At 65.9% G+C, this 24,626-nt stretch carries 14 protein-coding genes; 6 read left to right on the forward strand and 8 right to left on the reverse strand.

Going from position 1 to position 24,626, the window contains the following annotated elements; all coding sequences use genetic code 11:
• Positions 1-4: 4 nt before the first annotated feature.
• The 3 genes from J2853_RS43900 to J2853_RS43910 are packed head-to-tail and all read right to left on the reverse strand — an operon-like array spanning position 5 to position 3,830.
• Entirely contained in the window at positions 5-1,159 is a 1,155-nt protein-coding gene (locus J2853_RS43900; RefSeq protein WP_307567729.1) for a hypothetical protein, read from the reverse strand.
• Positions 1,156-3,093 (reverse strand): PP2C family protein-serine/threonine phosphatase, encoded by a 1,938-nt coding sequence (locus J2853_RS43905; RefSeq protein WP_307567731.1) that lies wholly within the window; start codon positions 3,091-3,093, stop codon positions 1,156-1,158. Before J2853_RS43905 ends, J2853_RS43900 begins: the two co-directional genes overlap by 4 nt.
• Complete coding sequence (locus J2853_RS43910; RefSeq protein WP_307567732.1) at positions 3,093-3,830, reverse strand: vWA domain-containing protein; 738 nt, start codon at positions 3,828-3,830, stop codon at positions 3,093-3,095. The genes J2853_RS43905 and J2853_RS43910 overlap by 1 nt, the downstream gene beginning before the upstream one ends.
• 282 nt (positions 3,831-4,112) lie before the next feature.
• Between J2853_RS43910 and J2853_RS43915 the strand changes: the two genes are divergently transcribed.
• Positions 4,113-5,018, forward strand: a complete 906-nt coding sequence (locus J2853_RS43915; RefSeq protein ID WP_307567734.1) for a LysR family transcriptional regulator — start codon at positions 4,113-4,115, stop codon at positions 5,016-5,018.
• A 412-nt stretch (positions 5,019-5,430) separates the two neighbouring features.
• On the opposite strand, the gene J2853_RS43920 is transcribed toward J2853_RS43915, so the two are convergent.
• On the reverse strand, positions 5,431-5,850 hold the full coding sequence (locus tag J2853_RS43920) for a PPOX class F420-dependent oxidoreductase (protein WP_307567736.1): 420 nt from the start codon (positions 5,848-5,850) through the stop codon (positions 5,431-5,433).
• A 191-nt stretch (positions 5,851-6,041) separates the two neighbouring features.
• Between J2853_RS43920 and J2853_RS43925 the strand changes: the two genes are divergently transcribed.
• The gene (locus J2853_RS43925; RefSeq protein WP_307567737.1) at positions 6,042-6,593 is read left to right on the forward strand and encodes a SecDF P1 head subdomain-containing protein; all 552 of its coding nucleotides are present in this window, start codon (positions 6,042-6,044) and stop codon (positions 6,591-6,593) included.
• Between the two features lie 170 nt (positions 6,594-6,763).
• Here the strand turns inward: J2853_RS43925 and J2853_RS43930 are convergent, their stop codons facing one another.
• From J2853_RS43930 to J2853_RS43945, 4 genes are all read right to left on the reverse strand, one after another.
• Positions 6,764-11,500, reverse strand: a complete 4,737-nt coding sequence (locus tag J2853_RS43930; protein WP_307567739.1) for a PDDEXK-like endonuclease domain-containing protein — start codon at positions 11,498-11,500, stop codon at positions 6,764-6,766.
• Positions 11,501-11,545: 45 nt separating this feature from the next.
• Positions 11,546-11,956, reverse strand: coding sequence for a hypothetical protein (locus tag J2853_RS43935; protein WP_307567740.1), 411 nt, complete (start codon positions 11,954-11,956; stop codon positions 11,546-11,548).
• Positions 11,957-12,078: 122 nt separating this feature from the next.
• Positions 12,079-12,405, reverse strand: a complete 327-nt coding sequence (locus J2853_RS43940) for a hypothetical protein (protein ID WP_307567742.1) — start codon at positions 12,403-12,405, stop codon at positions 12,079-12,081.
• A gap of 358 nt (positions 12,406-12,763) precedes the next feature.
• Positions 12,764-13,417: a DUF4352 domain-containing protein gene (locus J2853_RS43945; protein ID WP_307567743.1), complete on the reverse strand. Its 654-nt coding sequence runs from the start codon at positions 13,415-13,417 to the stop codon at positions 12,764-12,766.
• Between the two features lie 226 nt (positions 13,418-13,643).
• Between J2853_RS43945 and J2853_RS43950 the strand changes: the two genes are divergently transcribed.
• From J2853_RS43950 to J2853_RS43965, 4 genes are all read left to right on the forward strand, one after another.
• On the forward strand, positions 13,644-15,440 hold the full coding sequence (locus J2853_RS43950) for a serine/threonine protein kinase (protein ID WP_307567744.1): 1,797 nt from the start codon (positions 13,644-13,646) through the stop codon (positions 15,438-15,440).
• Positions 15,441-15,606: 166 nt separating this feature from the next.
• Entirely contained in the window at positions 15,607-16,623 is a 1,017-nt protein-coding gene (locus J2853_RS43955) for a serine/threonine-protein kinase (RefSeq protein WP_307569030.1), read from the forward strand.
• Positions 16,624-16,633: 10 nt separating this feature from the next.
• Positions 16,634-19,522, forward strand: a complete 2,889-nt coding sequence (locus J2853_RS43960) for a DEAD/DEAH box helicase (RefSeq protein WP_307567746.1) — start codon at positions 16,634-16,636, stop codon at positions 19,520-19,522.
• Positions 19,519-24,618 carry an Eco57I restriction-modification methylase domain-containing protein gene (locus J2853_RS43965; protein WP_307567747.1) on the forward strand — a complete coding sequence of 1,700 codons (5,100 nt, stop codon included), beginning with the start codon at positions 19,519-19,521 and terminating at the stop codon, positions 24,616-24,618. Before J2853_RS43960 ends, J2853_RS43965 begins: the two co-directional genes overlap by 4 nt.
• The last annotated feature ends 8 nt before the right edge of the window (positions 24,619-24,626 follow it).

Genomic DNA, 24,626 nt, shown 5'->3' on the forward strand with positions numbered 1-24,626 from the left:
CCGCTCATCCACTCTGCACCGCTCCACTCCGCACCGCGAGGACGAGCAGGATGATCACCAGGATCGCCAGGACGGCCGCGATCGCCCAGAGCCGGCCCGCCGGTTTCGCCGGGATCGGTAGGGGCTGCGGGACGGTGGCCGGATCGCTCGCCCGGACGCCGGCGGGCGGCATCGCCGACTGGCCCACCGGCCACGGCATCCTGGTGTACTGGTCCGCGTTGACGAAGAGCCGGTTGCCGATGACCAACCTCGGCCACACCGCGGCAGCCTCCCGCAGCTGTTCCCGGGTCCCGGCCGGCGGCAGCGTACGCCCGCACTCGATAAGCGTGTCGGCCAGGTCGGAGCGCATCACCGCGCACAGCACCGCGCGGTCCGGCTGCCAGGTCTCCACGGTCTCCTGCACGCATCTGATCACCGCCCAGGCGAACTTGTAGTAGTCGGACTTCGCGTCGAACGGCGCCCCCTGCTGCTCCACGGGCCGCTTCCACTGCTCGGGGTCGACCGGCGGCATCGGTCCCGGACCGTTCAACGGCACGCACGAGTCGCAGTCCAGCAGGTACGTCCGGGGTCGCGGCTCGACGGTGAAAACGGCGTTGCGCAGTTGCAGGTCGCCGACCGCCCACCCGTGCTCGTGGAGCCAGTTGATCGTGTCGAGCAACTCGCCGAGCACTGCCAGCTTGTACGGCGGCTCGTAGTACGCCTTCTTGATCTCGAAGCGCGTGGAGATGCGCTGTGCCCGCTCCGGGCTGCGGGTCAGCTCGTCGAGGTGCCGGGGTGTCTCGACGATCGCCCCTGTCCGGGAGGTACGCCGCTCGAACATGGTGTCGTCGGCCAGCCGGACGAGGATGCCGTGCACCTCGACCGCGGTGCCCACGGCGGCGATCGGCCAGGCGCACCGGGCGTCCAGCTCGCGGCGCTCGTCCTCGGGCAGCTCCCGGCGCCAGCGGATCATTCGCAGCAGCGGGTCGATCCGCAGCTCCGCCTTGGTCTCCGGCCGATACCTCTTGTAGAGGTAACGCTCCTGGTCGGGAGTGGTGCACAGGAGCAGCCCCTGAGTCTGCCCGCCGTCGCGGAGCACCGGCCCGCCGTCCACGAAGGTCAGCTTGTGCTCCTCGACGGTCGCCGGCAGCATCCGGCGGCCCCTGCCGGGCCCGATCATGGCACGGCCGTATCGTGCCGCCCGGCCCACAGCGCGACCACGGTCCGGTCGTCGTCGAAGGTGGACAGCCGGAAGTCCACGTCGCGGGCGAACTCCGCCAGGCTCGGCGGGGTACGCCACGTCTCCGTGAGCAGCTGGGCCAGCGGGGTCTGGCCGCCCATCACACCGGCCGCGAAGCCGTCGCTGCTGAGGAGCAGCAGGTCGCCCGCCTCCCACGGGAAGGCCAGCACCTCCACGCTGTCCGGGTCGCCGGGCAGCGCCACGGTGACGTTCTCGGACAGGCCGGACTTGGGCTCGACGCCCACCAGGGGCCGCCACCGCTCCGCGCTGATCAGCATGGCCGGTGAGTCGCCGACCGCCGCGCACACCGCGGGCCCGGCACCGTCGGCCGGCACCACCGCGATGGTCAGCGTGGTGCCCGGCCGCGCCGAGGGCAGCCGCTCGGTGTTGGTGCCGCCGTGCGGCGCGCCCAGTGCCTCGGTGGCCCGCCGTACCGCGTCCGCGACATACCCGGTGACGGCCTTGAAGTCCAGGTTCTGCGGGTGCCGCGCGGTGCGCAGGGCGGCGTCGATGCCCTCCAGCGCGGCCCGGACAGCGGCGATCGCCGCCGCGTCGGCGTGCCGCGCGCTGCCCAGGCCGTCCGCCACCGCGGCGATGACCCACGCTTCGTCCTCGCTCAGCCGTACGCCGTAGGCGTCCTGCCGGGTCTCGCCGCGGAAGTTGTGCGTGCGACCGCGCACGCTGGCCGCGCGTACCGTGGTGCCCTTGAGCAGGCCGCCGTCTACCGCGAGCCCCGGTTCCGCGGAGGTGGTCGACCAGGGAAGGTGCACGGGGATGCGCTTGGGCTCGGGGCCCACCACGAGCCGCTCGTCCTGCTGCGCCCGGACGACGGGGATGGACGGGCTGAGCCTCGGCTGGAGGGTGCCGCCGGGTGGAGCCGGTTTCCGAGGCTGCCTGCCCGGCCGGCCGCCGCGACCGGTGCGCGCCATCGCGGGACGCCGGCCGAACAACAGCAGCGCGATGACGGCGATGAACCCGCCGGCCAGCAGCGCCAAGGCCGCCTGCGGCAAGGAGAACCCGAGCGAGGGCGTGGGCGTGGCCGCGCTCGGGGCCGGTCCCAGCAGCCGGTCCACCCAACCGGCGGCCTCTTGGGCGTAGTTCTTGCTCATCGCCATCTCCTGCACGGCATCGGGGTTCAACTGGCGCAGGTGGCGCCTCAGCCAGGCATTGAGAGGCTCGGAGACGCCATCGCTGACCAGGACGTACTTCACGGGGACCACCGGTACCTCGCCCAGCTTCTTCAGCTGATCGTCGATGCGCGAATCGTCCGGCGGCACCAGCGCGGCCCCGTCGAACCCCGGAGTGTCCAGGTCGGGGTTGCTCCCCTCGGCGGACTGCAGGGGTACCGGTCCCCACTTCCGCAGAGCCTCCCTGGCCGCCGGCAGGAACCTCTCCGGCACCAGCACGGGCGCGCTGGGGAAATTCCTCGTGAAGTCGCCGATATTGGGCGGGTCCAGCGCGGGTTCCGGCGACCCGTTCTGCGACAGCGGCGTGCCCAGGTCCAGGTCGTTCCGGACCACGAACGTCAAGCTCTCCTCCAGCTTGATGGCGTCGCGGTAGCCCTGGTTCGGGGTAGGCGGCGCCTGCGCCACCACGTCTACATGGCGCCCCTCCGCGCGCAGAGTGGGGTCCTGCACCACGGGCGCGCCGACCTCGGCCGTCCGGCGCTTCAGCAGGGCGGCGCAGATGTGCGCGAGAACCTGGTCGGTCGCGTCCTCCCCCGAACGCACGGTGATGCTCACCGCCTTCGGGGTCGTCACGGCCGACTTGGCCGTCGCGCCGGGCGTCACCTCGGGCTCCCCGCCCACGCCGCAGCCGGTCAGGCCGAGATGGAGCAGCAGCAGCCCGGCGGCGACCAACCGACGCCGGTTCATCACGCCGCTCCGCAGCGCAACTGCCGCATGCCGGCCGGGATGGGCACCACGAAGTCCGAGCCGCGGATGGAGTTGCCGATGCTGTCCTGGACCGCCTGCGCGATGGCGGCCACCACCTTCACCGCCTGGATCGACTCATCGGCGACGAACGCCAGCGGGGCGCCCTTGAAGTTGGTCGCCACCTGGCACAGGGTGTGCTCGGTGACCTGGCCGAAGCCCATCGCGGTGATGTGCGGGTGGTAGGTGAACCGAGGCTCGGTCAGCCGCTCCCGGGCCGGCAGCCAGACCTTCGGGGGCTGGCGTCTTCCCCCGACGTACGGCTCGCCATCGGTGATGAAGAAGACCACCGGGGTCTTGAGCTGGTACTGCGCGGACAGACGGACACAGTCGGTCTCGATGAGCTGCCGGAGCATCGTGAACGCCTGCTCGTAGTTGGTCTGGCCGCCCTTGGGCAACGCCGAGATGGCGCCGGCGTCGCATGGCCGGGTGAGCGGCAGGATCAGCTCGGCGCGGTCGTGGAAGGCCACGATGGCGACGTGCGCCGCCTCGCTGACGCCGGGGTCGCCGGCCTCAAGCTGGAACAGCAGTTCCCCGACGCAGTTGGCGAGGATGTCGAACGGCGTCTGTCGCCCGTCCTCGCGGCGCGCGTGCATGGAATGCGACACATCACAGACGATGTAAAAGGGGAACGCGCGAGGAAGCCCGTACGCGATGACGGGCTCGGGTGCAGGGGCCATTGAACGATCACCTTCCGGAGCAGCAGGACACAGGAAATCGGCCAAGGGCGTGCATGCGCTCGTTCCGAGGCCAACAATGGAGGCCCAGGCCCCCCGCGCCTGAGCTTGTCCTTAACTGGTGACTTTGTTCTACGCGCGTCGGCAGGGTGTGACGCTTTCTCGTTCCAATGAGGAATCGGGTCTTGACAATTGCCGGAGACTTAAGGCAGCGATCACTGATCGACGTCCCTGACCTGGCGTCGTGGATCGGTCGTCCGGCTCATTCGCCACACAGGGGTGCGCATGGATCTGGATCTCGGGTTGGTCGCCGACTTCTTGGTGCTGGTGAAGGAGCGACACTATGGGCGGGCGGCCGGGAGGCTGCACCTGACCTCATCGGCGTTGACCAAGCGCATCCACCGTCTGGAACGGCAACTCGGGGTCGCCCTCGTTGAGCGGAGCCCTGCGGGGGTGTTCGCGGTGACCTCCGCGGGCCGGCGGTTCGCGATCGCCGCCGGCCCCCTGATCGCTCAGGCTCATGCCGCCCGTGACAGTGCCCGGGTCACACCCGCCCGCTTCACGCTGCGGCTCGGTGTGCCCGCCGGCATCGGCGCGCTCCTGAGACAGTTCGACATGGCCCGCATCGCGCGAGAGGTCCGCCTCAACTTTCCCGAGATCCGGCTGGTGCGTCAGGACATTCCCTTTCCCGCGCTCACCGGCTGCCTGCCCGAGCATCAGGTAGACGTCCTGTGGACCACCACGTCCGTGCGGCATCCCGACGTGGACTCGTACCCCCTGGCCATGACCACCGCGCGCATCGGCGTGGTCGGCGCCCGGCATCCCCTCGCCGAGGTCGAGACGATGAACGTGGGGGACTTCAGCGAGCAACCGTTCCTGTACAACCCGGCCGGCGCCGACGAGTGGATGAACCAGTTCTGGCTCGGGGATGTGCGGCCCCGCCGTGAGGCGCGCCTGGTCGAGCTCGACGCCGGAGACCTCACCCGCGTCATGCGCCAAACCGCCGATGGCACAGCCGTGATGATCACCGTCGCGGAGATGGCTCCGTTCCTGGGCTCCGGCTTGCGGGCGGTGACGCTGACCGGCGCCGCCCCGGTGGTCTTCCACGTCGCACGCCGACGCACCGACCGGCGCGGCGCCGTTCACGCCCTCGTGAAAGCCTTCCAGGCTCTCGGACCCCAGATGCTGTAGGGGGTCCCCTCTGACTGTCGGCCAATATGAGGGCTTGCTGTCGGATGAGAGCTTCCTCGTGGCTTACACCGTCGTCGGACTGATCGGCAACCCCGGCAAGGAGGCCGAGGTCGTGCCGGGAGCCGGTCTGCTCGATCACTCGCCTGCCCTCCGTGCGCCGGGTGCGGCGGACGAAGGGGTGCATGGTCCCGTCAATCGAAATGACAGTTGGAATGAGATGACGCGGCCGATAGAGGTCTTGTGTCGTCGCCAGGGCGACGACAACTCCTGCACCAGCCACAGGCCGCGTTCTCCGCCGCTGTCGAAGTCGACATCCGTACAGGCCCGACCCCGGCTGAGTCAGATTCGAGGACGGCTCACCCAACCGATCGAGAGGTGCTCTCGACCGCCGATGTCCGGGTGGATGCGGGCGTCAGCCGGGCTGGCTGTTGTCCTTGAGCGTGCCCCAGCCGTGCCAGCGGTCGATCTCGATCCAGGCGCTGACCCGGTCACGGTCCCGCCGTGGGTACGGCTTCCCGGTGTACTGCCGGGACAGCCTGTCGATGCCGGTCAGGCTTTCGTCGTTCTGGATTTCGGCGACATGTCCGATGATGCTGACGTGTGTGTACCAGTCGTTCTCGTCGGTCACGGTGAGGGAGACCCTGGGGTCGTTGCGTATGTGGTTCAGCCGCTTGCGACCCTCGTCCATGTTGACCAGGATCCGGCCGTCGTCCCAGAGGTACCAGGTGGCCGTGGACACCGGCTGGCCGTCGGACAGAAGCGTCGTGATGACGGCGGGATTCGGCTTCTTCAGCATGGCGATGGCTTCGTCGGGAAGCGGCGGGTTCGACATGATCTCTCCTTTTCGCGCCGGTGCCTCCTGTGGTGGAGGTGGTGCATGCGGTTCATGAGACGTATATCCACAATATTATATCGCATATAGTGACTATTAAGTTACCCTCCGCGTTCAACGATAACCCGCCGACTCCCGTAGTTCTTGGCGCAAAAGTGGTGAATTGGCACTTTTAGTGAATCATGGGCGTTATGACCTTAGATGCACCATCTTCCCGGCGTGGGCGCAAGACGATGCTGATCGTCGCGATCACGGCCGTTCCGGCGATCGTGGTCGCCGCGGCCATATTCGTCGCGGCCACCGTCGCCGTGAACCACATCACCTCGCGCGCGCCTTTCATCGAACCCCCCGCCTCACTCCGCCTCCAGCCTGTCCTTGAGGTCACGCAGGCGCCCTGCGCCGACACGGATCTGCTGGACTCCACGGGAACCGCGTGCTTCCGTCTGGCGGAGGGGGCAACGGTCAGGCAGGCCGCGAGGGCCGTGGCCGGTGTCGATCCCGGCACCGGGCAATGGTCGATCATGGTCACCTTGAGCCGGGCCGACGCCGTCATGTTCGCTGAGCTGACCGGCAGGCTCGTTGCGGAACCCTCACCTCGCAACCAGCTCGCGATTCTCATCGACGGCAAGGTTGTTTCCGCCCCGATCATCCTGGAGCCGATCACCGGAGGGAAAGTGCAGATAAGCACCGGGTCCGTTAAGGAGACCGCCCTCGCCTTCGCCCGGCAGCTCAACGACGAATGACAGCCATACGTGGCGTCACTACCTGGTAGATCACCCGATATAATCGAAAGACGGACATCCGTACGGCGTCAATCAGCTCATCGGCCGACATGGCCTGCCGGTTGGCGAGCTGCCCCGCCGACGCCCTTCGCGACGTCGGCGCGAAGGGCGTCCGTCAAAGCGGAACACGTTCAGCCGGCCCTTTCCTCTTCCTGACCGGAGCCGTACGTATGGTGATACGCCTCGACGACGTCCTCGGGCAGGCGGCCACGGTCGCCGACGGTGTAGCCCTGATTGCGGGCCCAGGAACGAATCTGTGTCGTGGTCGGGCCAACCGAGGAGTTCCCGAAACGGGGCATGCTCAATGCTGTGATCGGTGATTCGTTCATGTCGCCGGAGTGGCCGTCTTCGAGGCCGTCCCAGCCTTCGCTTCCCGACAGAGCCAGGACGTTCCACGATGAGGACGTGTCGTTCCCTTCTCCGGTCGAGGTCTCAACTTCATTCGGAAGGATTCCCCGGTGATCGAGCTCGGCCCAGAGAGACTCCATGGCCGCCGATGGATCGAAGTAGAACTCGCTCTCGCGGATGCGCCAGAACCGCCACCCCGCGCGCTTGAGCTCGCGCTCCCGGTCGAGGTCCTCCGCTCGTTGCTCGGGTGTGCCGTGCCAGAAGTCACCGTCGCACTCGACGGCGAGGCGTCCCTTGGCGCCGCTCACCACAAGATCGATCCGGCGGCCGTTGGCCTCCACCTGGGGGACGACGTGGTACCCCCGCCGGTGGATGTGCAGGAAGACACGCTGCTCGAAGAGCGAGTCGAAGTCGGGATGAGGATCGTCGGAGGTCACGTCGCTCAAAGAATCCGTGAGCAGAGTCGAGGGCGGGTTCAACATGTAGGTGAGCAGCGACCGGCGAAGGCACACCGGAGAGAGGAGGTCGGGACTGACGGAGTGGAACAGCCACATCTGGTCCTTGGCTCGTGAGGCTGCCACATTGAACCTGCGCTGCCACTCGGTGCTCGTCACCGCGGTGCGCTTCTCGGCGACCACCATCGAGAGGAAAACCACGTCACGCTCGTCGCCCTGGAAGTCGGGAGGCGTACCGACCCTCAGCCTCCGTTTCTCCCAGTCTTTGGGATCCAGCCGGTCGAGAAGCATGTTGTGGAGAAGTTGCACCTGCCCGGTGCCCTGCAGCACGACGACGCCGAAGGTCTTGTCCTTGTAGTTCGGATCCTCCATGCAGACGAGGATTCGATCCACGATCGCTTCGGCCTCCACGACGTTGCGCAGCCGGGTCGCCGAACCCTCACTCTGCGCCCCGGTGACGCGCATCACCCGCAGCGGCGGCAAGCGGTCGGCGCCGAACTGCCGGAGCGGCACCAACGGCTCGTCCGCGTAGAACTGCCGTGACGAGAAGTCAATGATCTCCGGCATACATCGGAAATGCTCCTTGAGCCGCAGGACAGAGCCGAACCTTGTCGCCAGCAGGTCGAACAGGCTCGACTTGGGAGTGAACGCGTCCCGAAGATAGGCCGGCATATCCGGTAGATAAGTCGACAGCTTCGTGAAGATCGGTTCCAGTTCGCCATGGCTCACGACAGAAGGCGCACACTGTTTGTCATCACCGACGACGATGACGCGAGGAGCCAGCCAGAGCAGGAAAAGCGCTTCGATGCTCGCCTGGCTGGCCTCGTCGACGATGACCACGTCGAAGGAGTCGCGAATCGGTGGAATGGTCTCCAGCACCTGCTGGAGCGGCATGATCCAGGCCGGGACGGCGTCACGGGCGTGCACCATGGCCTCGCGCGCGAGGGACTGGTACCTACCGGCATATCGTCCGGTGCCCTTCCCCAGCTTGCCGATGTGGTCCTGGTAGGCCCGCAGCGCGGTCGTCTGGCGGGAGCTCATTCTGCTCAACGCCGCTTGCCAGGCCTGTTCGGCGGCGAGCTCGGCGGTCAGCCGCATTTCCCGCGCGTTCGCGGCCTCGAGTTCGGCCTCCAACCGCTGTTCGAGGCCCGGCTGACGTTGCTCGGCGAAGAACGTCTGCGCCTTGGCCCACGCCCATGCACGGTCCCAGGTGGAGAAGTGGAGCTGCCACGTCTGCGCCTCACCCAGAAGGCTGAGCAGCGCCGGATGAGCACTGCGGACTCGACCCGAAAGCTCCTCGCAGCGTTGTTGCTCGGCCTGTTCGCGGTGTGCGTCGACGAGAGCGGCGAGACACAACTGGTAGGTGATGCCGTCACGTGCGGCCACCGCGTGTCCGGCCTCGAGCAGTTCCGGAGCCGGCGTTCCGAGACGAGCCTCGTGCTGGAGAGCCGTGTGGAGTTCGTTGAGTGCCGAGGTAGCCCGCTCGGCCTCGGCCTGAAGCCGTACGGCGCGTAGAGCGGTCACATAGGACAGCCATTCCGCGGGAGTGCGAAATCCGATGTGCACGGCGCCCGTGGTGAGCAGCCGCGCCGTTTCCGTCACCGCTGACGTGATCTGACGCACCTGATCGAGCCGCTTGAAGGCATCGCCGAGCTGCGCCACCGTGCGTTGAAGGGGCAGGTCCTGCGGAAATTCCACCCCCACCAGCTGCCAGCCACGCAGGAGCTCGCCGACCGCGGCCCGGGCTTCGAGCTCGGCGATGATCAGCGACAGAAGTTCGGCGTTGGACGGCACGATCCCGTCGACCTGCGTGCCGGCCAGCCACGGCTCTGCCTGCTTCTGCACCGCGGGCCTGAACAGACCGCGTTTGAGCTGGTTGCCCGCAGCGAGGTGGTCACGCAGCGCTCGCATGGACTGGAGGTAGGAACCCGTCGCGCCCGGTGAGTCCAACGGTGGATAGTCGATTTTGCGAAAGCCAACGGAGCGGATCGCGTTCTGGGCTGTGACAAGGCGATCGGCGTGTGCGGCCAGCTGATCCCAAATGGCGGTCTCACGGCCGCCGAGCCCGTCTGTCAGTGCGCTGACCGCCCAGTCGGCCGGATCCCAGGCCGATGCCTCCTCGGGCATGCCGAGCTGCTGGAGGTGGAGAGTGACCTCGGCCGCGATCGTCTCCAGCTGAGCGATCAAATGGGGAGCGAGGTGCTCAAGTCTCGCGGAAATGTCCGTCTGGGCCTGCCGGGCCATCCCCTGCGCGGCGACCTCCGCCGCGATCAGACCCTTGAGTTTCTCCGCGCTGGGCAACGCGGCCACGTCGGGGAGGCGCTGGGAGAGTCTCGCCTTGCGTCCCGAGGTCTCTCCAGCGAGCAAGGCGATGAGCTCGGCAGCCTCGCCGACCGTGATCGGGGGCACGGGCGATGCCAAGGTCGGTAGGGGAACCGGCATCCACGAGCATTCGGGTTCCTCCCGCGTCAGACGCCGGACTACGTCAGCGAGAGTTCCCGAATAGCCGGCGGCGATCTCAGGGTGGCGGTAGGTCTCGGACTCGCGCAACGCCCGGATCTGCTCGGTCAGTTCGACGGTCGTACGGCGAGCGGAGTCGAGCTGGTGTCGTTTCTCGGCGATGCCCTTGGCCTGCCGGGTGGCATCAAAGGATGAGAAGCGGTTCGACAACGCCTTCACGCCGCCCTCGAGCTCCGCGGAGCCGCCGCGGCCGAGGTCGGTCATGGAGACGCACAGATTGGCGATCTCCGTCGGAAGCTTGTCCCGCAGGACTCGGAGTGCCTGAGCCTTCTGGCTGGTGACCAGTACCCGCTGGCCCTGAGCGAGCAGAGCCGACAGCAGGTTGGCGATGCTGTGGGTTTTTCCCGTTCCCGGGGGGCCCTGGACGACGACGCCGTTGTCCGAGCGCAGACGCGTCATGATCGTGCGCTGCTCGGGGTTGGCGGGGAGCGGGAACAGCGGATCCTGCCCGAGAGTGTCTCCCGACGCGACCCCTCTGTTCTGCAGGAAAGCCATGCGTTCTGCCGGCTCAAGGGGACTGACGAGTTGTGCCAGCCCGAGGGGTGTCTGGGCGTCCGGCCCGGTCAGCGTGGAGATCATCTCGTCGTAGTAGGAGATCAGGGAGCCATGATCTCGCTTACGCAGCACAAGTGCGGGTGCCAGCCGTACCTCCGGGAGCTCGGCGGAGGCGTCGCCGGAAGCCCAGTCAGGCTGATATTGGGGCTGGGGGTCGGATTCCAGCCCGCGGTCGCACCACGACTCCAGCAGGTCGGTCACAGTGGTCTGGAGCCCGATGCCCTCCCCCTCCCTGACACGTAGACGAAGACGATCAGTCCGTTGCGGGCTGAATCCGTCGAGGTCGGCCAGTAGCTCCCGGTCCTGGAGTTTGGTCGCCGTCTCGCCCAGCAGGACGTCCACTCGTTCGGTGTCCTGGTCGACCCGGAGGTGAAGGCGGGTCGCGAGCAGGTGGTTGCGGATACGGGTGCCGTCGGGTGCGGTCCAGGAGAGCAACCCGGTCGCCAGGACCAGTTCCCACTCGTCGTCCATCTGGCCGAGCTGGGTAGAGGTCGAGTAGAGATCGCGATGCCAGCGCTGTTGCAGTACTCGCTCTCGTTCCTGATCCGCCCATGTCCGCCAGCCGGGAAGCCACTTGCCGTAGGCCTCGACCACATCTGGCCGGTCCTCCTGGGTTTCCCAGCGTGACACCGGGTGGCCGTCTTCATCGGTCTCCTCGATGCGACGTAGACCGGTCTCGGAGAGTTTGGGAGCATCCAATTCGGGATCTACAAGTTCGTCCTGCTGCAGCCACCCGTGAAGCTCGTCCGGCGGAGCCGGATGCGGGGCGCTCCGGACGTGATCGACGGAGAAGAGGACCTCACCAAGCCCTGCCTCGCGGTGCAGCTCGACCGTATCCGGGAGGTCCACCAACCAGAGGACCTGACTGTGGTCGCGGAGGTCTCGAACAGGGACACGACGGGCGGTCGCCAGGTCGCGAAGAAACTCCACCAGTCGCGTGGTGGAGTCGACCAGGCGGGGGTCACGGGCCCGGGACTGCTGCGCACTCACGCTGCTCTTCTCTCATTCGGATTGGTACGGCTGGGGCTTGCGAGGTTAGTGCAGGTGGGAACGGGGATGCCGGGCAAGGTAGTGCTGCAGGGCACAAGCGACGCCGAAGGCCTTTGACCTGACCTCTCCCATCGCGTTCATCAATCGGAATCGATCATCTTCGTCATATTGGTCGTCCGCACAGAGCAGCAGCTCGTCGACGGCGAACTCGAAGTCGTCGATGGCGTTCACCAGACTGCGCGCCTCCTCGCTCGATTTTCGTGCCGCCTCTGCCTCGGCGTCCATCAGTTCCAACAGCATCTGATGAGAGCCCTCCGGAGCCGGGTTTCGGTATATCTCGGCGAGCAGGAGGCCGAGGGGGCCAATCTCGAAAAAAATCGATGGCGGAGCGACTGCCGTTGGAACTGAGCTCGATGAAAGGGCTTGAAAAATGAGCCGCAGGATGCGCGCGAACATGGCCTCTCTTCGGCCGAGATGATCTTTGGTAAGCGAGATGCTAGTAGTTGCAGTGTTTTGAGGGAATGGATCGTTCCCGTAATGAGACAGCTTTTCAATCGTGCATCATCGCAGCCGACGGCTCAGGCGGACTTCAGCCAATCGGTGACAACCCGGCAGACCTCCTGGTTTTTGATGATCTCAACGTCGGGGAAGAATCCCAGATCACGTTCCGGAAGTTCGCGGATGAAGAGCGTGCCGATCACCTCGAAGTCCCAGCAGCCGCACTCGTCGGCGAGGTGCTCCTGCGGTGTGCAGCCCGTCGTCCGTATCACGTGGACCTGGTAGAGGAACTGGTCGGAGTCCTCCAGCGCGACGTCGTCGGGCAGTCGATCCAGGGCATCGTCACCGCTGGCGTCCATGTCGAATACGACACGCCAGCCGAGGACGGTGTCCGGTTCGAGGTTCATGTTTCCTCCCGATCGAAGGTGTGGTCTGACGGAGAACGCTGGACCTGATCACGGGTGAGGCGATGCCGCTCAGCGTCGGGACGGGCGCACCTCTCGCTGGACCTCCCCTGGATCATCCCCGGGATGGGTGGGGGTCGTTCTGTGCATGGGATCACTCCCGTTCGAGGGGGTTCGTGTCTCTGCGAGGTGGGGCCGGAGCGGGTGGACTTTCAGCCGTCAGGAGCGTTTCAGGATCAGTCGGCTGTTTCCGTGGAGCTCAAGCACGAGACGCGGGCGGATGCGGCCGGAGGACCATGGCCTGTCGTACACGGTGAGGAAGACGATCTCGCCGGAGTCACCCATCGTCGGTCCGGCGTTGTCAGCTGTTCAGGGCGACGGTGACACCGTCGGAGAAGATGGAGTCGTGTAGCTCGACCGCCTTGATTTTGAAGGCCTTGGGGACGTCGAAGAGCAGGATCCCGTTGACGGTGTTGCCGGGATTGATGTTGTTGAGGAAGGCGTTGGAGTCCTCCAGGCCGAGGGCGGCGGCCCCGGAGTCGGTGTCGTACTGCCTGTTCCTGCTGTCGATGAGCTTCTGCGAGGAGCCGCTGAACATCTGAGCCTCGTCCCCGATGTTCTTCACGGTGACGTGCACGAGGATGTACTGGCCCTGGGCATCCGAGCCGAGATACTCGCCGCCGACCCGGGCGACACCCGTCTCGACCTTGGTGACCTTGAAGGAGAACTTGCCGTCCTTGACCACGTCGCCGATTCCGGCCTGCTTCGGCTCGGTCCGCTTGGGCTCGCTTCGCTTCTCGGCCGGCGTGGAGACCTCGGCGGCCGTGGTGTCGCCCGAGCTTGTGGGCGTTTCACCGCCTCCGCCGAGGACTCCGCCGACGACCACCAGACCGGCGAGCATGGCCGCACCGATGAGGATCGCGCGCAGGCAGCCGCCGCCTTTCTTCTGCACGATCACGGTCTGCGGGTAGGGCTGGACGTAGCCGTACTGCGGGGGCTGCTGGTTTTCATGCATGACAGAGCTCGCCTTCGAGGGAAGTCGTGATGGTGGTCAGGCGGCTACGACCTGCACCGCATGATGAGGCCAGTGAATCACATTGTGAATCGAATGCACAATCATATAAATGGTTCCTAGATGATCCGAAGGTGTGGTCTGATGGTGGTGAACGTGACTCACATCTGGTTGAATCCCACCCCAAGTCGCAACGGATCCTCTCGGAGGGCGTGTGCTGCCGTTATTGATGGGCGATCCCCACGAGATCGGGTCGTATCGGATCGTGGGGCGTCTGGGAGCCGGCGGCATGGGCGTGGTCTATGCGGGATTAGACGCCGTAGGTCGGTGGGTGGCCGTCAAGCTCGTTCATGAGGCTCTCTCGATCGACCTGGAGTTCCGGCGGCGGTTCAGCAGGGAGATCTCGGTGCTGGGTGAGGTCGAGGGCGCGTGCGTCGCTCGGGTACTCGGCTCCGATCCAGGAACGGAGCGGCCGTGGCTCGCCACCGAATACATCGCCGGTCCGACGCTGGAACAGCACATGCGGGTTGAGGAGCCGCTGGCCGGCGACGCGCTGTACGGCCTGGCCGCCGGTCTGGCCGAGGCGCTGGTGGCCATGCATGCGGCGGGGGTCGTTCACCGGGACCTGAAGCCGTCGAATGTGATCCTGTCGTCCGAAGGCCCGCGACTGATCGACTTCGGCATCGCCAAAGTGCTGGACGGCACCGCGATGACGCACACCGGAACGCTGATCGGATCGCCCGGATGGATCAGCCCGGAGGAGTACGGCGAGGGCCCGTCGGGAACTCCGGCCGACGTGTACGGCTGGGCGATGCTGGTGCTCTTCGCGGTCACGGGCGAGGCGCCGTACGGCACCGGCCGACCCGAGGTGCTGGCCTATCGGGTGCGCGAGGAGACGCCGGAGACCGGGGCTGTGCCGGAGGAAATGCGTGAACTCGTCGGGCGAGCACTGGCCAAGAATCCGGCTGAGCGGCCGACCGCCGATGAGGTTCTGGCGGCGGTGGCCGAGGTCTGGCGGGGGCGGGTAGGGGAGCGAGAGGACTCCACAGCCGATGTCACCTCGCTGATCCAGCACACCTGGGTACTGTCACGACACGAGATGTCAGATTGGCCGGAAGTGGCCGGGCCGACGGTCGCCAAGGCGGTCAGCCCGGTGACGCCGCCGTCCACTCTTTCGGGGACAGGGTCGGTGACGGTCGTGGCCAAACGGTCGGGGCCGTCCTGGGTGCATGCTTACATCGCCACAGCGGCGGCCGTGACCCTGATCGCGGTCACCGCGATCATCGCCGTGGCAGCCACTTCCTCCTCTTCGGAACGTTCCACAGCAGTCGCCGCGCGGGCGACACCCACGCGAACGACAGCTGCGCCTACCGCGATCCCGGTTCCGTCCGCGAGCACGTCTAGCCCCGCCCCGAAGGCGTCCAAAAAACCAAAAAAGGCGTCGCGGTTCAAGGGCAAGGTGGTGTCGTTGAAAGGGATCAAGATGACCCTGCCGAACGGCTGGCGGCTACTCCGGATCGGCAGCGACTACGCCTGTGTCGAGTCACCGAACTCGCAGGGGGCCAGCGGGCCATGGGAACTCGCCTGTCGTCCGGATTCGATGGCGATCGACCTCAGGTCCGGTGCCGACGACTGGCCTGGCCAGTCCATCGACAGTGAATTCGGCTTCATGGTCGGCCAGGACATGCCCTGCCTGACGGGAGGGAGCGTGACACGCGACCCGGGCAGTAGCTATGACGATATTTCTGGATCGGGAGAATACGGCCTCTATTTCGGGATTGATCCTTACAACTCCATTCTGACGCGTTCAAGCCTGGCCAGGATGGCGGACAGCAGGAAGGCCGCCTACCGTGAATGGCTGGTCAGGTGTGACGCCAATGCGGAGTACACCATGAAGATCTGGCACCTGCCCCAGTCCAAGATCTCCTTCTACGTGCTCAGCGCACGTCCGGAGGACGCCGGAGGCTACAGACAGATCATCGCCTCCACTAACCTTGCAGGCTACAAGCGTGCAGCTCCACTGTGAATAAAGTTCACTTGAAAAAGCTATTGGTGGTCGCTAGTGTGGCGAAGCGACATGGAGGGATGGCGACCTCTTTGGAGATCCCTGACTTCAGGATTGCCGCTGTTGCACAGGTAGGGAAACCGTATCCTGGCCGGATGGCCGTTTTGCGATCTTGAGGCAGGTGCGGATGGACCCCCTGGACCGTTCCGATCCCAAGCGTATCGGTGGCATCACGCTGCACGGGCGGCTCGGCGTCGGCGGGATGGGCCGGGTGTTCTACGGTCTGACGCCGGACTACGAGCGGGTCGCCGTCAAGGTCATCCGTGAGGAGCTGGCCGACCGGGCAGAGGTGCGGGCACGGTTCGCCAGGGAGATCGACGCGTTGCGCACGGTTCAGGGACCGTATGTCGCCGGGCTCGTCGACGCGTCCGAGGAAGAGGACGAACGGCCGTGGCTCGCGGTCGAATACGTCCGCGGGCTGAGCCTGAAGGAGTTCGTCGAACTGCACGGGCCGCTCGCCGTCGACAACGCGGCCATCCTCGGTGTTCTCCTCGCCACCGCGCTCAAGGACGTCCATCGGGCGGGCCTGCTCCACCGCGACCTCAAACCGGGCAACATCCTCATGGGCAGGGAGGGGGCCAAGGTCATCGACCTGGGGCTGGTGGCCTTCGCGGACGGCCCCACAGACCTGACAACCTCGGAGTCGATGCTCGGCACGCCTGCGTGCATGTCACCCGAGCAGGCCAACACCCCCAAGAGCGTGACCTCCGCGACGGATGTCTACGCTCTGGGGGCGACGCTGCTGTTCGCGCTGACCAAGCACTATCCCTACGACGGGCCGAACCTCGCGGCGATGTTCATGAACATCATCAAGCCCGAGGTCGTCCCGAACCTCGGCGGTCTTCCCCCAGAGTTCGAGCACATCATCGCTGCGATGCTCGCACAGGACCCGGCGGCTCGTCCCAGCCTCGCCCAGGTGACGGCCTGGCTGTCGGAACCGGCGACCGCGGGTGGGATCACTCTGCCGGTGGCCGCTCGCCGGCTGGCGGTGGCGACCTACGTCGAGCGTCCGACCGACCCCCCGGAGATCGAGACGCCTCTCCGGAAGAGGCGGGACCTCACCGATGTGATCGTCCCAGGCTCCGTCGTCGCTCTGCTCGCCGAGCGCCTGCGTGGCGCCTACGCTTCGAACGCCCGTTTTTAAGAGGAGATCTGTGACCGAGAGTCCGTACCCACCCGGCGCCCGGATCGAGGTGCGGGACGCCGAGTGGATCGTCCGCACCTGCACCCCGACACCGGTAATCCCGGGGACCGAGGAAATGCGGGACGGGCGCCCAGTCCTGGGAACCGGGGAAATGCGCGATGGATACCGGATCACGGCGGTCGGCGCGTCGGAATTCGTCCGCGACGAGGACGCCGTGTTCTTCAGCGGCATCGAGACCGTCGAGTTGATGCGTCCCGAGGAGACGATCCTGGAGCAGGACGAGACGCCCAGGTTCGCCAAGAGCCGCCTCTTCCTGGAAGCGGTCCTCAGAAGGACGCCGCTGCCCCAGACGGAGAAGGGCCTCGCGCTGTCAGACCGTTTCCTGCTGGATTCGCTGCCCTACCAGCAGCGCCCGGCCGAGCTCGCTCTCAAGGGCCTTCGGCCGCGCATCCTCCTCGCCGACGTGGTCGGTCTCGGCAAGACCCTGGAGATCGGCCTCATCCTGGCCGAGCTGATCCGTCGCGGACGTGGCGACCGCATCCTCGTGGTCACCCCGCAGCAGGTGCTGGAACAGTTCCAGCACGAGCTGTGGACCCGGTTCTCCATCCCGCTGATCCGGCTCGACTCGGTCGGCATCGAGCGCATCCAGCGAGAGATCCCCGCGGGCCGCAACCCGTTCACCTACTACAAGCGGATCATCGTCTCGATCGACACGCTCAAGAACGTGGGCAAGTACGGCCAGCACCTGGAGAAGATGCACTGGGACGCGGTCGTCATCGACGAGTCGCACAACCTGATCGGCGAGAAGAGCTTCCGCAACAGGCTGGCCAAGCTCCTGGCACGCAACACCGAGGCGCTGCTGCTGGCCAGCGCGACCCCGCACAACGGGGACAGCAAATCCTTCGCCGAGCTGATCCGCATGCTCGACCCGGCCGCGATCGCCGACGAGACCCGCTACTCGGCGCAGGACATCGGTCACCTCTACCTCCGCCGCACCAAGATCAGCCCTGAGGTGCGGGACCAGATGGGCAGCAAGTGGCCCGACCGAGGCCCTTCGGTTCCGGTCCGCTGTGCAGCTACCGCGGCCGAGGAGAAGATCTTCGAGGAGCTCACCCAGGTCTGGCTGGCCGGAGACCAGCGAGCCGGCGGACCGGTGGTCGACGCGAAGAACCGGCTCTTCCCCTACACGCTGCTCAAGTCATTCCTCTCCTCACACGTCGCCCTCGCCACCACGGTGGGGAAGCGGCTGAAGAACGCCAAGGAGAGTCGTGAGATCGACGCGCTAAAGGTCCTGCAGGGTCTTGCGGCACGGGTGACCGACGACGACTCGGCCAAGCTCGCCGCCCTGGTCGGCCGGCTCAAGGAGATCGGTGTCGGCCCGCGCAGCGACACCCGGGTCGTGGTGTTCTCCGAGAGCGTGCCCACCCTGGAGTGGCTGAAGAAGACCGTGCCCGCCAGGCTGGGCATCAAGGACGACGCCATCGAGATCATGCACGGCGGATTCTCCGACACCCAGCAGCAGGAGATCGTCGAGCGCTTCTCCCTCGCCGACAGCAAGGTCCGCATCCTCTTCACCGGAGACGTCGCCTCCGAGGGCGTCAACCTGCACCGGCAGTGCCACCAGATGATCCACTACGACGTGCCGTGGAGCCTGATCCGCATCGAGCAGCGCAACGGCCGCATCGATCGCTACGGACAGGAGCACCAGCCCCAGTTCAAGGCTCTGATCCTTACCTCCGAGGTTGAGGGTGCCAAGGACGACAGGACCGTGGCCGAGAAGCTCCTGGACAAGGAGGCGACGGCCCACCGGAGCCTGGGCACCGCCGAGGCCGTCACCGGTGAATACCGGGCCGAGCGGGAGGAGCGCCGTCTCATCCAGGACCTGCTCGAAGGCAGGACCGTGGAGGAGTCGCTCCAGGCGCACGCACCCGACGACTGCCTGGCCGGCCTGATGGCCGGAGTGGGGGAAGATCCGGAGAACCCGGAGCCGCCGCGTGCGAACGTGCCACGGCTCTTCGACAGCACCGAGGCGTTCGTCCAGGAGTCCATCAGGACCCTCAAGCTTCTCGACAAGCTGGAGGACGACGGCGAGATGCTCGCCTTCGAACCGCCCGCCGACCTGATCCACCGCCTGTCGGTGCTGCCGTCGTCCTACTTGCGCACCCACGACGTCAGGAAGCGAATGAAGGTCACCTTCAGCCGCACCCTGGCGCATCGAAAGCTGGACGAGGCCCGCAAGACCAAGACCATGTGGCCGGACATCGCCTACCTGTCGGACCTGCATCCGATGGTCGACTGGCTCACCGACAAGGTCCTCGTACGGCTCGGCCGTCAGAAGGCCCCGGTCATCACCGCCGACGTGGACGGAACCACCTTCCTGGTCCAGGGCATCTACTCCAACAAGCGCGGCCAGCCCACAGTCGTGGAGTGGATGGCGGTCAGCGGCCCACCCGAGGCGCTCGCCGTACAGGACGGGGAGATGGTCGAGGTCCTGAAGGCGGCCAAGGTCGGCCCCGGGATGATCAACACGGGCCGGCGGCTGGACCTCGAACCGCTCCAGCAACTGGTGAAGCCCGCCGTCGAGGCCGCGCGCACCCACCTGGAGAAACGCCGCGCCCTCTACGACGCGGAGGTCGTCGCACCGCTGGACGCCTACCGCGCGCAGCTCTCCGAGTGGGAGGAACTGACGCTTTTCGACGTGCATGCCTCCCGGCGCGGTCGCAAGGAGGCCGATGTGCGCGAGACCGTCGACGAGCAGCAGCGTCTCCTCGACTCCCTGCAGACCACCGGCGAACCGCTACTGCGGGTGCTCGCCGTACTGATTCCCACTGCGCCGGACTCGGGCGCGATCAAGCAGGCGCCGGTCTCGAGCGCGATCTCCCAGGATGGGCACCGATGAGCTTCGACTCAATCGTCAACCGCGGCGACTATTTCTCGGCCCACTACCTGGCCGAAGTGCTGCCCAAGGACCTGAAGAAGAAGGACGGTCTGCTCGCCCGCTGGACTGAGGACGAGAAAACCGGCCGCACCACGCCACGCAGGGGCCTTCGGGCGCTGAGCAAGCCGTACTTCGCCGACCGGCCGCTCTTCGCTGACGTCGACGTACGGCTGCGCGAGGGCGAGCTCGTCGGGGCGGATGACAGGGCCGAGTGGCGCAAGGAACTGAACGAGCTGCACGGTGATGTGCTGCGCGCGCTCGGGTTCACCGCGCAGCCGCGCGAGCTGGTTGTGGAGCGGGCGGGCAGGGAGTACGCCGTCCAGGTGGCGTATGCCGACCAGCACCTGGTGGCCGTCGAGTGCGGCTGGGCCGCCGGCGTGGACGCAGCCCTCGACGACGACCGGGCCGGCCGGGTGCTCGCCCCGGTCCAGCTCGACGGTCGCGAGCAGATCGTCTCCAGCACCAAGCTGGCATCCTGGCTGCTGGCGAGCGACACCCCGCCGCGCTACGTGCTGCTCCTGGCCGGCGGTGTGGTCGTCCTCGCCGACCGGGCCACCTGGGGCGAGGGCCGCTACCTGGCGGTCAGTCTTGATGTGGCGCTGGGCCGCAACAACCCGGCCGAGCTGGAGGTCATCGCCGCGCTGTTCGGTGCCGACTCGCTGCTGCCCCCCGAGGAGGGCGGCTCCGAGCCTCTGGCCGAGCTGCTCACCAACTCCCGTAACCACGCGGTCGGCGTCTCCACCGAGCTCCGTAAGGGACTGCAGAAATCCGTCGAACTGATCGCCAACGAGGTGCTCAACCGGATCCGTCAGGCCGAGATGCGGCTGGAGGACGGCACGACGCGCAAGGTGCGGCCCGAGGACATCATGGAGCCGGGCGCGCTGGCCAAGGAGCTGGGCCGCGAGTCACTGCGCTACCTCTACCGGATCCTGTTCCTGCTGTATGCCGAGGCCCGGCCAGAGCTGGGCATCCTGCCGACCGACGACGAGGACTACGGCAGGGGCTACAGCGTCGCCCGCCTCGGCGACCTCGTCGTCCGCGACCTGTCTGGCGAGGAGGCACGACACTCCTTCCATCTTTATGAGTCGCTCGACCTGCTCTTCCGCATGGTCAACGCCGGTCACCGCCCCCGTGGTGGAGCCGAAGCCGAGACCTCGGATGACGAGGGCCTCCGCTTCGAGCCGCTTCGTTCGGACTTGTTCGACCCGGAAAGGACCGGGCTCATCGGCCGCGCTGCGCTGGTCGTGCCCGGCTTCGACGAGGACGACCCGACCGCGCCGAAGATCGACACCAGGCTGCGCAATGAGACGCTCTACGAGGTGCTGCGTCTTCTCATGCTCACCAAGGGACGGGGTCGTGAGCGGGGTGGGTTCATCTCCTACGCCCAGCTCGGCATCAACCAGCTCGGCGCGGTGTACGAGGGCCTGATGTCCTACACCGGGTTCATCTCCACCGAAGAGCTGTACGAGGTGGCCAAGGGCGGTGACTCCCACGGTGGCACCTGGACGATTCCGGCCTCGAAGGTGGACGACTATCCCTCGGAGGTCTTCGTCCCGGAACTCGACAAGGATGGAACACCAACCGGGGGATACAAGCACCATCCCAAGGGATCGTTCGTCTACCGCCTCGCCGGCCGCGACCGCGAGACCAGCGCTTCCTACTACACCCCCGAGTCGCTGACCCAGGTCACCGTCCAGCTCGCGCTCCAGCACCGCCTCGACCAGAACGACACCGTCACGCCTGCCCGCGAGATCCTGGAGTGGAAGATCTGCGAGCCCGCCCTGGGTTCGGGCGCGTTCTTGAACGAGGCCATCAACCAGGTCGCGGCCGAATACCTGCGGCGTCGGCAGAGGGAGCTCGGCTCATCCGTCGATCCGGAGAGGTACGAGGAAGAGCTGCAGCGGGTCAAGGCTTATGTCGCGCTGCACAACTCCTACGGGGTCGACCTCAACGAGACCGCCATTGAGCTGGCCGAGGTCTCGGTCTGGCTCAACGTCATGCACCCGGGACTGCAGGCGCCATGGTTCGGTCTCCACCTGCGCCGGGGCAACTCGCTCATCGGCGCGGGACGGCGAGTGTACGGCGCGGCGGCACTGACCAAGGGGGAGTGGCTGAAGTCGGCCCCCGAGGATCTGCCGTTCTCGGCAGGTTCGCTGCCGTCGGGTAAGGTTCACCACTTCCTACTCCCCGCCGAGGGCTGGGGCGCGGTCGCCGGAGCCAAGGAGGCGCGCGAACTCGCACCCGCCGAGGCCAAGAAACTCGCAGACTGGCGCAAGCAGCTCCGGAAGAATGTCTCGGACAAGAAGTCCGGCGGTCGGAAGGTGTCCCAACTCCAGCGGTTGCAGGCCTTGTCCGGTCGCGCCGAATACCTCTGGGACCTGGTCATCCAGCGCCTCGCCATCTCCGAGCGCGAGATCAGCCGCAAGATTGACGTCTGGGGTGCCGACTGGATCGACCAGCCCGTTGACGCCGTCTCCAGGGAGAAGGTCTACGGAGACCTGGTTGCCCCTGGCACGCCGTACTGGCGGTTGAAGAAGGTCATGGACGCCTGGTGCGCGCTGTGGTTCTGGCCGCTCGACCGCGCGGGCCTGCTCGACGGCTCTGACGACGTCTACGCACGGCTCGCGCCGGATAAAGCAGATGACCACGGAGCAGATGCTCTACCGCCCGTTGCCACCGCTGCGCCCGCCGTTCAGGAGGATGTACGGTCCGCGCCCGTTGAGGCGGCTGAGGAGTCGATCGGCTTCGGGCAGAACTGGACGACAGAATCGCTCTTCGACATGGGTGAGTCCAAGCAGATGAGCCTGGGCGGCTTCGCCCGCGAGTCCCGTCGTAATGTCGGACGCAAACAGACCCCGGCCCTCGACCCGCTCCGCCCAATTATCCCCCTGGCGAACTTGGACGACTGGCTCGACTTCGCCGAAGCCATGCTCGGCAGGGCCGACATCCCGAAAGACTCCCTGGTTGCGAGCTTCGCATCCCTCGCCGACCTGGAGGAGTACGAGGACGAGCTTCCTACCTGGATGGGCATGGACTCGGCCATCAAGATTGCCGAGCGCTTCCCCTGGTTTGATGCCATCGAGGACATCGCGGAGCAACAGGGCTTCTTCCATTGGGAGCTCCAGTTCGCGCAGATCTTCAACAAAGGCGGCTTCGACCTCCAGGTTGGCAACCCTCCTTGGGTGCGACCCGATTGGCAGGAGAACTCCGTACTCGCCGAGTTGGAACCATGGTTCATGCTTACAGATAAACCCGCTCTCGCTGAGTGGCGCAACCGTAAAGCTGTTTCCCTTCAGACGGGAGCTGCGCGGAGTTACTATCTGAATGAATTTGCTGCCAATGTTGGTATAGCGGAATTTCTGAGTGCCAATGTAACATATGCGCTGCTTGGCGGTACCCGGCCTGATCTTTATCGCGCGTTCATGTGTAGGGTCTGGACTAACCTCAGTTCGCTAGGTACGGCAGGCCTTATCCATCCCGATACTCACTTTGGTGGTAGAAGGGAAGGGCCCCTGCGTGCTGCCTCCTACCGCCACCTACGCCTGCATGCAAGTTTCGTGAACGCGGCGAATTGGGCGTTTGAGGACCTCAGCCGGACTCAGGAATTTGGTTTACACATCTACGGTTCGGGCGGCGAGATTCGATTCGCTCATCTAAGTGAACTCTACGGCGCTCAAGTGGTATTAGAATCATTGGTGCACGGGGGGGATGGTCCAGTACCTGGAATCAAGCATGAAGGAAAATGGGATGTTCGCCCTCACAAGGCGAGAGTTATCGTTGTAGATGAAGGCGTGCTTGCTGAATGGCGACGTCTTACTGATTCGACCAGCATCCCTTTGGAGCAGGCGCCGCTGCTTTATCCGGTGACTACTGCGGAGGCCAATGCGATTAATATCCTTGCAAGCAAAGGAAAGCGGCTTGGGGAATATCGGCCTTGGATGAGCCTGGGATTTGATGAAGGGGAAGCAAAGAAGCGAGGTTTAATTAAATGGCAACCTGGTCACTCTGGGTCGCTGGATGCTGTGATTTTACAGGGCCCGCATTTCAGTGTTGCTACGCCATTCGCCAAGCAGCCTCCTCTGTTTAAGAGTTCTGATCGGCCCCAAGATCTAACTGTCTTGGCATCTAACGCAGTTCCGGCCACCAATTACGTCCGTTCCTGCGATGAAGAGGTTTATCTGGCAGCTCAAGATCTATGGAGTGGTCGTCGCTATACCGACCACTACCGACTCGCTTGGCGACGGATGATCGCCTTCAACGGAGAACGATCACTGTTTGCTGCTCTAATTCCGCCCGGTCCGGCTCATATAGACGCGGTAAACACGCTTGCGCTAAGCACCAATCGAGGTACTGTCCTCACAGCAGGGTTTTGGGCAACGCTGCCGCTTGATTACCTGCTCCGGATCACTGGCCGAACAGATCTTCGTAACCAGGGCGTGAATAGTATGCCTGCTGCAGATCCATGGCATCCACTGGCTTCAGCCCTGTTGCTACGGACACTGCGATTGAACTGCCTTACTGAGGCGTACGCCGAATTATGGTCCGACTTGTTCGATGAAGCCTGGGTCGGACATGAAATCTGGGCCGTGGATTGGCCGGGGCTCGCGCCGCTCGGCGATTCGGTCACTGTCACACCGGCATGGGCATATGCCATACCGCTACGAACAGAGAGGGAACGCCGGGCAGCCCTCGTTGAGCTGGACGCTCTGGTCGCGGTCTGGCTCGGCATGACCGCCGAGGAACTGATAGCGATCTACCGCTCTCGTTACCCGGTCCTGTCCGACTACGAAGCGCAGATCTGGTTCGACGCCGGTGGTCGGAAGATCGCTGGAAACCACAACACCTACGGCTACGGACAGACTAAGGAGCACTACGAGCAGCTCATGGCCCACCTCGACCCCGAGATCAACGGCCCCGTCCCGGATGGCTATGTGGCACCCTTCTACAAGGCCGACCGCGAGGCCGAGTACCGCCAGGCCCACGCCGTCTTCTCCGAGCGCCTTCGTCAGTCCGGTTGGCAGGCGCCGGCTGTACCCGATGACGAGAGCGCCTCGTGATGAGATCC

It is taken from the genome of Streptosporangium lutulentum, assembly GCF_030811455.1.
Classification (GTDB): Bacteria; Actinomycetota; Actinomycetes; order Streptosporangiales; family Streptosporangiaceae; genus Streptosporangium; species Streptosporangium lutulentum.

Excerpts from the sequence above, each read along its gene's own strand:
- J2853_RS43905 (WP_307567731.1), bottom strand. The coding sequence starts at position 3,093 with ATGAACCGGCGTCGGTTGGTCGCCGCCGGGCTGCTGCTGCTCCATCTC.
- J2853_RS43925 (WP_307567737.1), top strand. The coding sequence starts at position 6,042 with ATGACCTTAGATGCACCATCTTCCCGGCGTGGGCGCAAGACGATGCTG.
- J2853_RS43955 (WP_307569030.1), top strand. The coding sequence starts at position 15,607 with ATGGACCCCCTGGACCGTTCCGATCCCAAGCGTATCGGTGGCATCACG.
- J2853_RS43910 (WP_307567732.1), bottom strand. The coding sequence starts at position 3,830 with ATGGCCCCTGCACCCGAGCCCGTCATCGCGTACGGGCTTCCTCGCGCG.
- J2853_RS43915 (WP_307567734.1), top strand. The coding sequence starts at position 4,113 with ATGGATCTGGATCTCGGGTTGGTCGCCGACTTCTTGGTGCTGGTGAAG.
- J2853_RS43940 (WP_307567742.1), bottom strand. The coding sequence starts at position 12,405 with ATGAACCTCGAACCGGACACCGTCCTCGGCTGGCGTGTCGTATTCGAC.
- J2853_RS43920 (WP_307567736.1), bottom strand. The coding sequence starts at position 5,850 with ATGTCGAACCCGCCGCTTCCCGACGAAGCCATCGCCATGCTGAAGAAG.
- J2853_RS43900 (WP_307567729.1), bottom strand. The coding sequence starts at position 1,159 with ATGATCGGGCCCGGCAGGGGCCGCCGGATGCTGCCGGCGACCGTCGAG.
- J2853_RS43965 (WP_307567747.1), top strand. The coding sequence starts at position 19,519 with ATGAGCTTCGACTCAATCGTCAACCGCGGCGACTATTTCTCGGCCCAC.
- J2853_RS43935 (WP_307567740.1), bottom strand. The coding sequence starts at position 11,956 with ATGTTCGCGCGCATCCTGCGGCTCATTTTTCAAGCCCTTTCATCGAGC.
- J2853_RS43945 (WP_307567743.1), bottom strand. The coding sequence starts at position 13,417 with ATGCATGAAAACCAGCAGCCCCCGCAGTACGGCTACGTCCAGCCCTAC.
- J2853_RS43950 (WP_307567744.1), top strand. The coding sequence starts at position 13,644 with ATGGGCGATCCCCACGAGATCGGGTCGTATCGGATCGTGGGGCGTCTG.